Annotated in this window: 14 protein-coding genes; 7 read left to right on the top strand and 7 right to left on the bottom strand. The window is 36.2% G+C overall.

What is annotated here, in order from left to right; translation table 11 throughout:
* Position 1: 1 nt before the first annotated feature.
* The 3 genes from AC1Q8M_RS02325 (at position 2) to AC1Q8M_RS02315 (ending at position 3,491) form a co-directional block, all read left to right on the top strand.
* The gene (locus AC1Q8M_RS02325; protein ID WP_000654698.1) at positions 2-1,162 is read left to right on the top strand and encodes an FtsW/RodA/SpoVE family cell cycle protein; all 1,161 of its coding nucleotides are present in this window, start codon (positions 2-4) and stop codon (positions 1,160-1,162) included.
* 76 nt (positions 1,163-1,238) lie between these two features.
* Entirely contained in the window at positions 1,239-1,979 is a 741-nt protein-coding gene (gene prpE, locus AC1Q8M_RS02320) for a bis(5'-nucleosyl)-tetraphosphatase PrpE (RefSeq protein WP_000872702.1), read from the top strand.
* Positions 1,980-2,102: 123 nt separating this feature from the next.
* Positions 2,103-3,491: a peptidase G2 autoproteolytic cleavage domain-containing protein gene (locus AC1Q8M_RS02315; RefSeq protein ID WP_000730510.1), complete on the top strand. Its 1,389-nt coding sequence runs from the start codon at positions 2,103-2,105 to the stop codon at positions 3,489-3,491.
* 48 nt (positions 3,492-3,539) lie between these two features.
* Here the strand turns inward: AC1Q8M_RS02315 and AC1Q8M_RS02310 are convergent, their stop codons facing one another.
* Genes AC1Q8M_RS02310 through AC1Q8M_RS02295 form a run of 4 tightly spaced genes read right to left on the bottom strand, consistent with a single transcriptional unit; the run spans position 3,540 to position 6,304 of the window.
* On the bottom strand, positions 3,540-4,433 hold the full coding sequence (locus AC1Q8M_RS02310) for an RluA family pseudouridine synthase (protein WP_065228464.1): 894 nt from the start codon (positions 4,431-4,433) through the stop codon (positions 3,540-3,542).
* A 14-nt stretch (positions 4,434-4,447) separates the two neighbouring features.
* Positions 4,448-5,245, bottom strand: coding sequence for an NAD kinase (locus tag AC1Q8M_RS02305; protein WP_000673190.1), 798 nt, complete (start codon positions 5,243-5,245; stop codon positions 4,448-4,450).
* Between the two features lie 18 nt (positions 5,246-5,263).
* Positions 5,264-5,902, bottom strand: coding sequence for a GTP diphosphokinase (gene yjbM, locus AC1Q8M_RS02300; protein ID WP_001081482.1), 639 nt, complete (start codon positions 5,900-5,902; stop codon positions 5,264-5,266).
* 30 nt (positions 5,903-5,932) lie between these two features.
* Positions 5,933-6,304 (bottom strand): UPF0738 family protein, encoded by a 372-nt coding sequence (locus AC1Q8M_RS02295; RefSeq protein WP_016513138.1) that lies wholly within the window; start codon positions 6,302-6,304, stop codon positions 5,933-5,935.
* A 144-nt stretch (positions 6,305-6,448) separates the two neighbouring features.
* On the opposite strand from AC1Q8M_RS02295, the gene AC1Q8M_RS02290 reads away from it, so the two are divergent.
* From AC1Q8M_RS02290 to AC1Q8M_RS02275, 4 genes are all read left to right on the top strand, one after another.
* On the top strand, positions 6,449-7,027 hold the full coding sequence (locus tag AC1Q8M_RS02290) for a CYTH domain-containing protein (RefSeq protein WP_065228463.1): 579 nt from the start codon (positions 6,449-6,451) through the stop codon (positions 7,025-7,027).
* 167 nt (positions 7,028-7,194) lie between these two features.
* Positions 7,195-7,593, top strand: a complete 399-nt coding sequence (locus tag AC1Q8M_RS02285; RefSeq protein WP_000043386.1) for a globin domain-containing protein — start codon at positions 7,195-7,197, stop codon at positions 7,591-7,593.
* Positions 7,593-8,486 (top strand): ClpXP adapter SpxH family protein, encoded by an 894-nt coding sequence (locus AC1Q8M_RS02280; protein ID WP_000360660.1) that lies wholly within the window; start codon positions 7,593-7,595, stop codon positions 8,484-8,486. Before AC1Q8M_RS02285 ends, AC1Q8M_RS02280 begins: the two co-directional genes overlap by 1 nt.
* 229 nt (positions 8,487-8,715) lie before the next feature.
* Complete coding sequence (locus tag AC1Q8M_RS02275) at positions 8,716-8,889, top strand: hypothetical protein (RefSeq protein WP_000750352.1); 174 nt, start codon at positions 8,716-8,718, stop codon at positions 8,887-8,889.
* A gap of 129 nt (positions 8,890-9,018) precedes the next feature.
* On the opposite strand, the gene pepF is transcribed toward AC1Q8M_RS02275, so the two are convergent.
* The 3 genes from pepF to AC1Q8M_RS02260 all read right to left on the bottom strand — a co-directional run bounded on the left by pepF (position 9,019) and on the right by AC1Q8M_RS02260 (position 13,765).
* Positions 9,019-10,845, bottom strand: a complete 1,827-nt coding sequence (pepF, locus tag AC1Q8M_RS02270; protein ID WP_000003348.1) for an oligoendopeptidase F — start codon at positions 10,843-10,845, stop codon at positions 9,019-9,021.
* A gap of 50 nt (positions 10,846-10,895) precedes the next feature.
* Positions 10,896-12,140 (bottom strand): competence protein CoiA, encoded by a 1,245-nt coding sequence (locus AC1Q8M_RS02265; protein ID WP_000612279.1) that lies wholly within the window; start codon positions 12,138-12,140, stop codon positions 10,896-10,898.
* A gap of 80 nt (positions 12,141-12,220) precedes the next feature.
* Positions 12,221-13,765: a cardiolipin synthase gene (locus AC1Q8M_RS02260; RefSeq protein WP_000799191.1), complete on the bottom strand. Its 1,545-nt coding sequence runs from the start codon at positions 13,763-13,765 to the stop codon at positions 12,221-12,223.
* Between the last annotated feature and the right edge of the window lie 8 nt (positions 13,766-13,773).

Here is a 13,773-nt window from a genome sequence, read left to right as displayed (position 1 = left end):
ATTGAAAGATCCAAATTCTCAATATCAAATAGACTACGTATTGCTATTTATTTTATTTGCCATTGGGATTGTTAGTTGTTGTGCTATTGCAAGTGCGCAAGCCTCTTTACCGCCATTTTTACAAAACGTCAATTTTGTACTAAAGCAAATCCAATGGTATTTCATTGGATTTATAGCCATTGGTGTTATTATGATTATCGATTTCGATCGTTATCAAAAAATTGCTTGGTATTTGTATAGCTTTGCAATGGTACTACTTATTGGACTAGAACTTCAAGTACCAGGTGCCGTTACAATTAAAGGCGCTACCGCTTGGTACAGGCTCCCAGGCATCGGGAATTTTCAGCCTTCTGAAATTATGAAATTGTTTTTAATTATCGTCATTGGAAGAATTATAGCAAATCATAATGAGAAATATTTTCCCCGAACAATGCGTGATGATTTTTTATTACTTGGAAAAATATTTGCGACAAGCTTGCCACCACTACTACTTATTGCAAAAGAACCAGATTTAGGAAACACAATGGTCATTTCAGCGATGCTTGCAGCAATGATACTAGTTTCTGGCATACGATGGCGTTTTATTTTCGGATTAGTTTCAGGTACTTTCGTTGCTGGATCTACATTAATATATATTTTTTTTACTCACACAGATTTCTTTAAAGCACACATTTTAAAAGAATATCAATTAAATCGCTTCTACGGATGGTTAGCACCTTACAAATATGATGCACAAGGCTATCAATTAAGACAAGCATTCTTAGCGACTGGATCCGGAGAAATGCAAGGAAAAGGGTGGGAAAATGGACAAGTATATTTTCCAGAACCACATACAGATTTTATTTTCACTAATGTCGCTGAACAATTTGGATTTCTAGGCGCAAGTGTCATTATTTCTCTTTTTTTCTTACTCATTTTTCGAATGATTCATATTGCTTTAGAAAGTAATGACCCTTTCGGTAGTTACATTTGCGCTGGTACAATCGGAATGTTTACTTTCCAAGTATTCCAAAATATCGGGATGACAATCGGATTACTTCCCATTACAGGGATAACATTACCTCTTATGAGTTACGGAGGAAGTTCACTGCTTACATACATGATTGCGATTGGATTCATTTTAAATGTTCGCTCAAGAACGAAAATCTTTATGTTTAAATGAACAACACAAAAACGCTATATTTTTATCTCTATCCTTTTTTAGATATACTAATGAAAAATACGATGGAGGTTTAAATATGAAATATGACATTATAGGAGATATTCATGGATGCTTCCAAGAGTTTCAAAATTTAACAGAGAAGCTAGGATATAACTGGAGTAGCGGTCTACCGGTTCACCCTGACCAACGTAAACTTGCATTCGTTGGCGATATTACAGACCGTGGTCCTCATTCATTACGTATGATTGAAATTGTATGGGAACTTGTCATACATAGAAAAGAAGCTTATTACGCTCCTGGAAATCACTGTAATAAACTATATCGATTTTTCCTTGGGCGTAATGTAACAGTCGCTCACGGACTTGAAACAACTGTTGCTGAATATGAGGCACTTCCTTCTCATAAGCAAAACATTATAAAAGAAAAGTTTATCACTCTTTATGAACAATCACCGCTCTACCACATACTAGATGAAAAAAGAGTAATCGTATGTCACGCTGGGATTCGGCAAGATTACATAGGAAGACGAGATAAAAAAGTACAAACCTTTGTATTATATGGCGATATTACAGGAGAAAAGCATGCCGATGGCTCACCTGTCCGTCGCGATTGGGCGCAAGAGTACAAGGGGCAAGCTTGGATTGTATATGGACATACACCAGTAGCAGAACCTCGATTCGTCAATCAGACAGTCAATATTGATACTGGTGCTGTATTTGGTGGCAAATTAACCGGATTACGTTATCCTGAAATGGAGACTATCTCTGTCCCTTCTTCGTTACCTTTTGTCGCTGAGAAATTCCGTCCAATTTCATAACTACCTTACTTAGCATTATTTAGGCAGATTTCATATAAAACTAGGTAAAGTAATTAAAAAAAGATGCAATAAAGTGCATCTTTTTTTAATTACCCTACATATAATGTCGCAGGAGGTGACAGAATGAAGAAAAAATCTTCTAAACAAAAAAGAAAATTTCCCCCTTTATATCTGCCCATGTACGGAATTAACAACTGGTGTAGTATTCGGGCTGCAGCGATAGAAGAACTGGAAGAACAAGAGTCATCAAAAAAAAGCAAAGTAAAACCAACATATGTCTCTTTAGAAAATGCTGTGATGAGCCGCATAATCGATCGTAAAAAAATAAAGATGAAACAAAAAAATAAACAGCTCTCAAATCAAAATGAACAGGTACTACATTCTAACCAAACAGAAGAAAAGGCCGAAGAAAATATTTCTGTAGCAATAAATAAAAAAGTGGAACCAGAAATTCCAGCTGCTATTATAAACAAAGTAAAAAAAATAAAAGAGGCATTGGCTTCATCGAATGATATACAAACTGAAAAACCACTCATAATTGAGACACCTACACCTGAAAATACAAAAGTTAAAAGGGGCGGCCGATATGCATATGCGGAGGGGCTTCACTCTCATGCGGAGGGCATGGCAGCACATGCGGAAGGCTTATTAACACACGCAAAAGGTTCTTTCTCTCATGCAGAAGGATCAAACTCAAAAGCAACCGGACATAGTTCGCATAGTGAGGGAAGTGAAACGACAGCAAGCGGTGCTTATTCTCATGCGGAGGGTAAACAGACGATTGCTTTAGGCGAAGCAGCACACGCAGAAGGAACCGCAACTATCGCTAACGGATCCTCTTCTCATGCGGAAGGTCATCATACATCAACAGCTCATTTTGCAGGTAGCCATATTATGGGGCGCTTCGGCACTGCAGAAGAAGCTTATTCTTGGTTTATTGCAAATGGTGTAAACGACACCGACCATAATATCGGGGCTAAATGGCTTGCCCATAATGGAGAAATGTACATTGAGGGCGCGTCTTACAATGCAAGCGGAACGGATTTTGCACAAATGTTTGAAACAGAAGGTCATAAACCTATTGATGTCGGTTATTTCGTTACATTTAGTAGCGAAGAAAAAATTCGGATAGCTACTTCACACGATTCTTTCATTTTAGGAATATCTAGTGCAACCCCTGCACTTATAGGAAATAGCGGGGCTTTAAGTTGGCAAAAACGCTATAAAACAGATAACTTTGGAAAACGCCAATATGTATGGACGGAAACAGAAGAAATACAACCTCTTTTAAATACAGAATGGGATCCAGCTTGCAAATATGTAGCAAGAAAAGATCGCGCCGAGTGGCTTCCAGTCGGATTAATTGGACAAATGTTAGTACGTGATGACGGCACTTGCGAAGCACATGGATATTGTCGTCCAAATGACAATGGCATTGCTACAAAAGCCGAAAGTGGATTTTTCGTTATAAAGCGTACGGGTGAAAACCAAATTTTAATATTATTCCGCTAAGAAAAAAGGGAACAAAATTCTTTATAATATAAGAATTTTGTTCCCTTTTTAAGTATGCCGCAACACTTCTTGCATATCGCTTGGAAGCTTTATAGTGAAAGACATCTCTTTCTCTAAAATAGGATGATAAAACGTCAAAGATTTACTATGAAGTGCTTGCCGTTTCATTTCATCCCTTCTCCCTCCATATAAGCTATCACCAAGTAATGGATGTCCTATATGAGCCATATGCACACGAATTTGATGCGTTCTTCCTGTCTCAAGCTCAAGCCCTACATGTGTCTTATCATATGTACTATCAATTACTTTAAAATGAGTAACTGCCCTTTGTCCATCTTCACAAACCGTTCGCTCAATAATGCTATCAGATTTTCGACCAATTGGTGCATCAATCATTCCTTCTCGTTCTACAATCTTTCCGTGAACAATTGCTTCATACGTTCGTTTCACAGCTTTTTGTTGATGCTGCTTCGATAAAAGATGATGCACGAAACGATTTTTTGCAATAAGCATAAGCCCTGAAGTATCACGATCTAACCGTGTTACAATGTGCACTGTACTTGCAAGATGCTGCTTATCATAATGAGATAAAATCGCATTGGCAACACTCCCTGTCGGATGTTCTCTAGACGGAATCGTTGACATGTTCGCCTCTTTATCAATGATAAGAACCGCATCATCTTCATATACAATGCATAAAGGGATATCTTCTGCCATCATCCCTTCACTTCTTTCCTCGACTGGAAAAAAGACACTTAATTCTTCACCAGCGCGCAACTGATGACGAACACTCGCATGTTGACTATTTACTTCAATTGCCCCGCCGTGAAACTTTATATCCGTTAAAGCGGCTTTAGAAATACCTTTCGTTTTCAAAAATTCCCTAACTAAAGTTCCCTCTTCAGCCAGCCCTATATCCCATTTCAATGTAAATCTGTTCAAATATATAACCCTTTCTATTTATCTGCAACAAACGAGTCACGAACTCGTTTCCAGAACGGGAACGGGCGGAAACGAACAAATCGTACTTTCTCGTTTGCGACGCGATACTGGATTGATTTCACATCTTGATGGACCATTGTTAAATGATCCACTGTAATTTGTAAGTTCATTCCTGCAGCCGGCTTTAACACACATGTATGATGCTTCGGCAATACGAGTGGCGATCCTACAGTACGAAACACACGATTGTTAATGGACGCCATTTCTGCAATTTGAATCGCTTCAATAGATGGGTGAATAATTGCTCCGCCAAGCGCTTTATTATACGCAGTACTTCCTGAAGGAGTAGAAATACAAAGACCGTCCCCGCGGAATGTTTCAAAATATTCTCCACGTATTTCTACTTCTGTTACTAATGTACCTTCTGCACTTTTTACAGTCGCCTCATTCATCGCTAAATACTGTGACTCTTTACTTCCATTCACATAGCGAATAATAACTTCTAAAAGCGGATATTCCACCACTTGGAATGGTGTTTTTGCAATCGCAATTACTAATTTCTCTACTTCTGTCGGTAACCAATCTGCATAGAAACCTAAATGTCCTGTATGTACACCAACAAATGCTGTTTCATCCAATCGATTATAATAACGATGAAACGCATACAAAAGCGTTCCATCTCCCCCAACAGAAATTACAATATCGGGTTCCTTTTCATCCATTATAAATCCAAAATCTAGCAAGTACTCTTTCATCGTGCTTGCCAGTGTATCTGATGATTGATCTCCCTTTGACATAATTGTAAATTTCATCGCCCAACACCCTTTAGTTTATGATTCGGAATCTTTCGTTTCTTGCTTTCTTGAAAAAGCCTTTTGCGCTTCTTGAATTTCAAGACGAATAGAAGACATTTCTTCATCTAATAAAAACGCCGCTTCAGCTGCACGTTGCAAGCGTATTTTAATATCTTCAGGAAAACGTCCACTATATTTATAATTTAAAGAATGCTCAATTGTTGCCCAAAAGTTCATTGCTAGCGTGCGTATTTGGATTTCTACCAATACTTTTTGTTCACCCTGAATCGTTTGAACAGGATAACTAATGACAACATGATAAGAACGATAACCGCTATCTTTCTTTTGCGTGACATAATCACGTTCTTCCACGATTTCAAAGTCATTTCGTTTTCGAAGATATTCTACAACAGGCTTAATCTCATCAACAAATTGACACATCATTCTAAGCCCAGCAATATCCTGCATATCTTCTCTCAATCGGTCTAGCGGTACATTTCTCTTCTCCGCTTTATCAATAATACTTGCAACCGACTTTACCCTTCCTGTTACAAACTCAATTGGAGAATGCTCTGTTAACATTGCAAATTGAGTACGCATTCCTTTTAGTTTCACTTTCAGCTCTGCCACCGCTTGGTGGTAAGGTGCTAAAAATTCTTCCCAATTTCGATTCATTTCAACCACCACCAAAATCAATCCATTTGCTTATAGAAATACTTTTTCTACAGCAGTTACTAATTCTTCTCCGTAATTTGCATTACCTTCAATATTTTCAACTAAATATTCTACTTCTTCTTTTAATCCTTCTAATTCCATTTCAATGTCATTCACGCTAACGAACATAACCACATCGTTATTCATCGCTTCATGCATTACTTCCCAGCATGTGTGCGGAATACTTACATAAATAAAAGATGATTCATTTTCTAAGATATATAAAAATGATAAATTGTCTGAGTCTACAAGTACGTGATTACGTGCACTTAACTCCTTTACCTCTATTTCACTATTTTCCGCACAAAAAATAAGAGCATTCTCTCTCTTTTCTACGCTCTTAACTTGGATTTTATTTTGCATGCTCTAACTCCTCCATCTCAACTTCCTGTCTTACTTAACAGTATTATTGTATCATAACATGGACGCAAACAAATAAAACATTGAACCAAATTTATGAAAAAGCGATAATGTGTAAAGAATTATTTTTCAAAAGGAGATTATACAATGACACAAGAAATTGAAATTGAATTCAAAAATATCGTTACAAAAGAAGAATTCGATACATTATGCAAATCGTTTTCTATTGAAGCATTTACGAAACAAGTGAATCACTACTTTGAAACACCTGACTTCTCGTTAAAAGAAGCTGGCTCTGCACTTCGTATTCGTCATAAAGGAGAAACTTATACGTTAACGTTGAAACAACCTGCAGAAATCGGTTTATTAGAAACGCATCAAATCGTAACAGAAGACGAAGCAAAAATGATGATGGAAACAAACACAATCATTCAAGGAGCAGTAGTAGATCAATTACACAAATTACAAATTCCTGTTTCTGCTTTAACATATATGGGTAGTTTAACAACAGAAAGAGCAGAAACATTATTTAAAGGCGGAACGCTTGTCTTTGATCATAGTTTCTATTACAATCACGATGATTATGAAATTGAATTTGAAGTGCAAGATGAAGAAACAGGAAAAGCTGCATTTATTCATTTATTAACGCAACATAACATACCTGTTCGTCATACAAATAACAAAGTAAAACGCTTTTTCCTTGCCAAACAAAACAAAGCACGCTAAAGTGAAAATTCCACTAGTGAATATGTTTCGCTAGTGGATATACCTCACTAAAAAATTTACATCCGTAGAATAGGCAAAGAATCTTTGAGAAGGCTGTTTATTTGCCCTCTCGAACATTCCATTGCTACAATAGATATACATTTCATGGAAAAAGGAGTTTATAAAGGATGAGCAAGCAACCGATGACACCATTTGAAGCAATTGGCGGTGAACAATGCATTGCAATATTAGTAGATACATTTTATTCCTATGTCAGTAAACACCCTGACTTATCTCCCATCTTCCCGGAAGATTTAACAGAAACCGCTAGGAAGCAGAAGCAATTTTTAACACAATATTTAGGTGGTCCTAATTTGTACACTGAAGAACATGGTCATCCTATGTTAAGAGCACGCCATCTTCCGTTTGAGATTACTCCAAAACGAGCAGAGGCTTGGCTATCATGTATGGAGCAAGCAATGGATGATACTGGAGTGCATGGTCATATAAGAGAGTTTGTTTTTGAACGTTTAGCATTAACCGCTCAGCATATGGTTAATACTCCAAACGAAACAGGTGAAGTGTAATGGATAAGCAGGAAGCAAAGCATATAAATATGCCATCTCCTTCCGCATGCGAGCATAAGTCTGTAGAAGCATATTTATTTATTGATCCACTTTGTAAAGATTGCTGGGAAATTGAGCCTTTTATTATTAAACTATGGCTTGAATACGGGAAATACTTCTCTATTCGTCATATCGTAACAGGAAAAGTGGATGGAACGAACGCTTCCTCACACAAATGGAATAAACCTGCTAATATTCGATTTGTGTGGGAAAAGACAACAAGTTTACAAGGTTTTTCATGTGATGGAAAGGTACATATGCAAGAAGCATCGTCAACACCATATTTAGTTTCGATGGCGATTAAGGCAGCGGAGTTACAGGGCCGAAAAGCAGGTTCGAAGTTTTTGCGAAAACTCCAAGAATACATTTTCCTTGAAAATGTATCAACCCCTGACTGCGAACTATTACTTGCATGTGCGAAAGATAGCAATATTGATGTAGAAGAATTTAAAAAAGATCTACATTCTGCTAGTGCAAAAAAAGCTTTCCAATGTGACTTGAAATTCACGAATGAAATGCATATTACAGAAATACCCTCCCTCGTCTTTTTTCATGCGAACTCAGATGAAGAAGGTATTAAAATCGCTGGAAATTATTCCTACGATGTATACGTACAATTATTGAAAGAACTTGTAAAATGTGAAATTGAGCCAGAACCATTACCACCTTTAGAAGTGCTACTAGAAGCAACACAATTTATATCTTCAAAAGAAGTAGCATTTATTTATGACTGTCCGCAACAAGAAATTGAGCGCGAGCTTAAAAAATTACAACTGAAACGAAAAGTACAAATGATTGAAGTAAAATGCGAACGTTATTGGAAATGGATAGCAAAAGAAAAAGACCTGGTGTAAACACCAGGTCTTCTTCTTTACGGCTTATAAAAATATTAAAGGGGATGGGAGAAATTTTCACGTTCAAACAAAGGGGTATATGTTTGTATGTGAATTCGTTCACGCTTATTATATTACAAGATTCGACGTCAGATGACAACCCCTTTTGTCGAATTTCACACTTTTGTCACATTCTAAACGTTTTCATTTTTGAATAAGCTATAAAAAAGGTCATTTAGGGGGTTTATTTATGAAAAAATCTTATATTGCTCTTCTCTTTCTAGCTGTCATCATTTCTTTTTTCTTGTACATCCTCTCTCTACTACAAGCTTTTCCTAAAATTATTGCCTTACCTCTTTTATTCGGAATCATCGTTATCACTCTCTCTTATTTCAATCATAAAAAACGATTCAAAGGGTTTTAATTTCAAAAATCAGCCGTAAAACTATCCTTTCAGTTAGAAAAACAAAGAAATTCACCTTGTTTTTTCGACATATATCGACATTTAATCTATTCAAAAAAAGACGAGGATACAATCCCTCGTCTTTTTTCATTACTTTTCTTCAAATAATAATGCTTCTAATTCATTTAATTTCTCTTCAAATACTTGTAGTGCCTCTTTTACTGGTTCAGGAGATGCCATATCTACTCCTGCTTTTTTCAGCACTTCAATTGGGTAATCAGAGCTTCCTGCTTTTAAGAACTCGTTAATATAACGTTCTACTGCTGGTTGTCCTTCTTCTAAAATCTGTTTAGATAGAGCTGTCGCTGCACTAAATCCTGTTGCGTATTGATATACGTAATAGTTGTAGTAGAAGTGTGGAATACGAGACCATTCTAAACCAATCTCTTCGTCGATTACTAAAGCGTCACCGAAATATTTCTTATTTAAATCATAGTAGATTTCCGTTAGCATATCTGGCGTAACAGCATGTCCTTCTTGTACTTTCTTATGAATAATATGTTCAAACTCTGCAAACATCGTTTGACGGAATACAGTACCACGGAATCCTTCTAAATAATGATTTAATAAATATAGACGCTCTTTCTTATCTTCTGTCGTTTTTAATAAATAATCATTTAGAAGCGCTTCATTACAAGTTGATGCCACTTCTGCTACGAAGATGGAATAATCACCATATACGTGCGGTTGTGTTTTTCTTGTATAGTAACTATGCACCGAATGGCCAAACTCATGAGCAAGTGTAAATAAATTATTTACATTATCATGCCAGTTCATTAAAATATACGGATTTGTTCCATATGCACCAGATGAGTATGCCCCGCTTCGTTTTCCTTTATTCTCATACACATCTACCCAGCGATTTTCATATGCCTCTTTCAAAATATCAACATATTCATCACCAAGTACGTTTAAAGATTTTAATAAAAGGTCTTGCGCTTCTTCGTATTTCACATTCATTTTCACTTCTGGTACAAGTGGTGTATATAAATCATACATATGAAGCTCATCAAGTCCTAATGCACGCTTACGAATATCGATGTAACGGTGTAATAAATGTAAGTTGTCATTTACCGTTTCAACGAGTTGATCGTATACTGCTTCCGGAATATTATTATTGCTCAGTGCAGCTTGGCGAGCAGAATCATATTTACGAACACGCGCATTGAAATTATTACGTTTTACTGCTCCACTTAACGTACTTGCGAATGTATTTTTAAATTTCCCATACGTTTCATATACAGCTTTAAATGCATCTTTGCGAACACGAGGATCATCACTTTCTAAAAACTGAATGTAACGACCATGTGTAATTTCTATTTCTTCTCCGTCTTCACCTTTAATAGATGGGAATTTTAAATCTGCGTTATTCAACATACCGAATGTATTGCTTGATGAACTCATTACTTCAGATGCTTCCGCTAATAAAGCCTCCTCAGCTTCTGATAATACGTGCGGGCGTTGACGTGTAATTTCTTCTAATGCATGTTCATATACACTTAAATCTCTATTTTCCTTCAAGAATGTTTGCAGTGTATCTTCTGAAATCGATAAAATTTCAGGCACAATATACGCTGTGCTACTAGATACTTGTGAATATAAATTTGTTGCGCGATCATTTAATGCTTGATATACAGAGTTTGTTGTATCTTGATCGTAACGCATATGAGCATATGTATATAGCTTACCTAATCGCATTGAAATTTCATCTTCATATTGCAATGCCTCAAGTAAATTGTCCGCAGAGTCACCAAGTTTCCCTTTAAATTCAGTTAACTTCGGTAATAGCTCTTTAATAGCCTGGAATTCTTTTTCCCATTCTGCATCCGTTTGGAAAATATCTTCTAATCGCCACGTACTTGCTTCTTCAATCTCGTTGCGATCTGGTAATGCTTTCGCTTTGTTTTGTTCAGACATTCTTTAAGCCCTCCTTTAAATATCTCTACTTAAGTACAATTCGTTTTTTCTTATGTAATTCCTTCACAATCATTCTTTATTATATCCCCTTTTCCTCCTCTCATGTTAAAATTTGCCTCAAATAAAGATAGCGCATGTATTAAGCAAATCTCATCATTTTTCATAATTTCCTCCTCTGTTTTTAACATCACGGCATCCCTTATTTTTCGGTACGTATAACTTCCCACTTTATGCAATACACCTATATAGCATAAAAATGTCATATATTCAGTAACTGCCACTTTCCATGTGTGCTGTGAAAAGTACGGAAGTATCCGCCTTTTCGTATACCTTTTTACATAACTACACACATATTGAAGAGAAATACACTCTCCTACTGCAAGCCCCCCTATACACTTCATATATAGAAAAGCTTGCCATATAAATGTGTTTGTTTGAAAAGCAAATCCAGAAGGGAGTGGAACACCAATTTCAGAAGGAAAGCTCGCTGGGGTACATTTAAATTGATATAAGAGGCGTAATAATGACTTATAGTTATAATTCCAAATAGGCAGAGCGTTTTGCCGAAAATAATCCTTTCGCTTCTTCCATTCTCGTTCTAATATTTCCTTTTTGAAAGGAACAGGAGAAAAAAGCATTTCAAAAGTAGTCGTTTCAATTGGTAAATATATAATATGTGAGAAAGAGACGCTTGTAGAAAATGAAGTGATAAATGCACATTTCATAAATGATTTTTCTTTCGAACAGAAGAAAATAAGAAATGGTTGAGGATAAGATTGTAAGGAGAAAGCCATAAGTGAGGAGAATTTCATCCAATATGCCGATTGCTTTTTCAATTGATTTCCACCAACGATCCAAATGACCTGTATACCAGCTCGCCAATATGAATAGGTTCTTTTGTACAGCTGCTCTATAGCAAGGTTTGCACATTGGTATTCAATTGCAATTTTTCTGCCCGCCCTCTCTACAAAAATATCTGGTCGTTGCTTAATTTCCGGAAGGTAGTACTCAATATCCACCTGAAAGTTTTGACGTTTGAACCATCTATATAACAATTCTTTACCGTGCATATGATACGTTGATTCCGCTTCATAAAAGGCAAGACATGAATCCACTTTTTTATGAGCAAAATGCCAACTTTTTTGTTTCCCTAATTTCATTTGCACTTCCTTTCCACAAGCTACACAAAAGAATCGTTCCTGTTGGCGCATACGGCGCAAAAGCTCTTCATTACAATTATAGAGTAAATGAATTTTTTCTCCGTTTTCTCTTTTAGCTATAAATATCGGAATCACACCCTTTCAGCTCCTTATATTCTACAATTTATTACAAATTCCTTTTAAAAAAGAGATGTCCCAATTTCGGACATCTCTTTTTATAATAATGGCGATAATAACCGGTACGTTGATTCAACAATTCGTCTATGCAGACGCCTTTTATGAAAACGATCGACGTGAATTTCACTAGATTCTTCTAAATCGTCTTTAAAGTCTTGAACAAGTCTTTTAATGCTATCTGTATCATATAAAAAGGCATTTACTTCAAAATTCAAATGAAAACTTCTCATATCCATATTAGCTGTCCCAATTGAAGCTAAATCAGAATCAACGATGACAATTTTACTATGAAGAAAGCCTTTTTCGTATTCATATATCTTTACTCCTGCGTCTAAAAGCTCCGGGAAGTACGATCTCGATGCGTAAAAGACAGTACGCTTATCAGGTTTACTCGGCATTAATAAACGAACATCAATACCAGCAAGTGCAGCAACCTTTAATGCGGATAAAATATCATCATCCGGAATAAAATACGGCGTTGCAATCCAAATAGATTTCCGAGCAGAAGCGATCATTGCGAAATATAAATGCTTAATCGTTTCCCACTTATTATCGGGGCCGCCTGCGACTAGCTGTACTCCTCCCCAATGATCACCCTCAACTGCTTTTGCTTGTAAATATTCCGGAGCTAGCACAGCCTCTCCAGTCATATAAAACCAATCTTGAAGGAAAATAAGCTGTAAACTTTGAACCGCTTCACCACGTAAATACAAATGCGTGTCTCGCCAAAAGCCAAAATATTTACTTTTTCCTAAATACTCATCACCGATATTTAATCCGCCTACAAACCCTTCGTTCCCATCAATCACAACAATTTTCCTATGATTTCGATAATTAATCTTATCGTTTAAAATCGGAAAGCGCACAGGAAAGAACGGAATCATTTCTACACCTGCATCGTTTAATTCTTCAATATACGATTTCGATAACTTAAAACTTCCAACCGCATCATATAAAAAGCGAACAACAACGCCCTCTTTTGATTTTTGTATTAAAATATCTTTAATTTCTGTTCCTAATTTATCATCACGCACAATGTAATATTCCATATGAATGTGATGTTTCGCTCGTTTTAACCCATTTAAAATGGCCTGAAACGTTTCATCTCCATTTGTTAATGTCCTCGTTTCAGTTTGAAATGAAATATTTAAAGCACCTAATCGATCCGCTAAACGAAATAACAATTCTTGATGCTTATGATTGCGTAAAATTCGTTCTTCGTAATCTTCATGCCCTTTATATTGTAAAAACGCCTGTTCATCAAGTAACGCCTTCTTTTGAAACATTCTTTTTCTCCGAAAATTTTGTCCAAATAATAAATAAGCAAAGAAGCCAAATACCGGAAAAATCCCTAACACAATTAACCATGTAAGTGTTTTAGATGGATGGCGATTTTCTAAGAAAATAACGCAACCAATTAAAAACGCAGATACTGTAAATAAAATACTAATAATACCTAAAATCGAAACATCTTTTATCCCAATCACATCTGAATAAAATGCTACATCAATAAACATACGTAACGAAACAAATAATGCGAACAATAGCAGGATAAAGAAAATCAGCTTTAACGTATTTTTCATCTCTTACC

This window comes from Bacillus sp. GW823-FHT06A10, assembly GCF_058795375.1.
This window is presented reverse-complemented; position numbering and strand designations above follow the sequence as displayed.

Coding starts and splice junctions, on each gene's coding strand:
- pepF (WP_000003348.1), bottom strand. CDS start 10,845: ATGTCTGAACAAAACAAAGCGAAAGCATTACCAGATCGCAACGAGATT.
- AC1Q8M_RS02290 (WP_065228463.1), top strand. CDS start 6,449: ATGACACAAGAAATTGAAATTGAATTCAAAAATATCGTTACAAAAGAA.
- prpE (WP_000872702.1), top strand. CDS start 1,239: ATGAAATATGACATTATAGGAGATATTCATGGATGCTTCCAAGAGTTT.
- AC1Q8M_RS02260 (WP_000799191.1), bottom strand. CDS start 13,765: ATGAAAAATACGTTAAAGCTGATTTTCTTTATCCTGCTATTGTTCGCA.
- AC1Q8M_RS02275 (WP_000750352.1), top strand. CDS start 8,716: ATGAAAAAATCTTATATTGCTCTTCTCTTTCTAGCTGTCATCATTTCT.
- AC1Q8M_RS02305 (WP_000673190.1), bottom strand. CDS start 5,245: ATGAAATTTACAATTATGTCAAAGGGAGATCAATCATCAGATACACTG.
- AC1Q8M_RS02285 (WP_000043386.1), top strand. CDS start 7,195: ATGAGCAAGCAACCGATGACACCATTTGAAGCAATTGGCGGTGAACAA.
- AC1Q8M_RS02280 (WP_000360660.1), top strand. CDS start 7,593: ATGGATAAGCAGGAAGCAAAGCATATAAATATGCCATCTCCTTCCGCA.
- AC1Q8M_RS02315 (WP_000730510.1), top strand. CDS start 2,103: ATGAAGAAAAAATCTTCTAAACAAAAAAGAAAATTTCCCCCTTTATAT.
- AC1Q8M_RS02295 (WP_016513138.1), bottom strand. CDS start 6,304: ATGCAAAATAAAATCCAAGTTAAGAGCGTAGAAAAGAGAGAGAATGCT.
- yjbM (WP_001081482.1), bottom strand. CDS start 5,902: ATGAATCGAAATTGGGAAGAATTTTTAGCACCTTACCACCAAGCGGTG.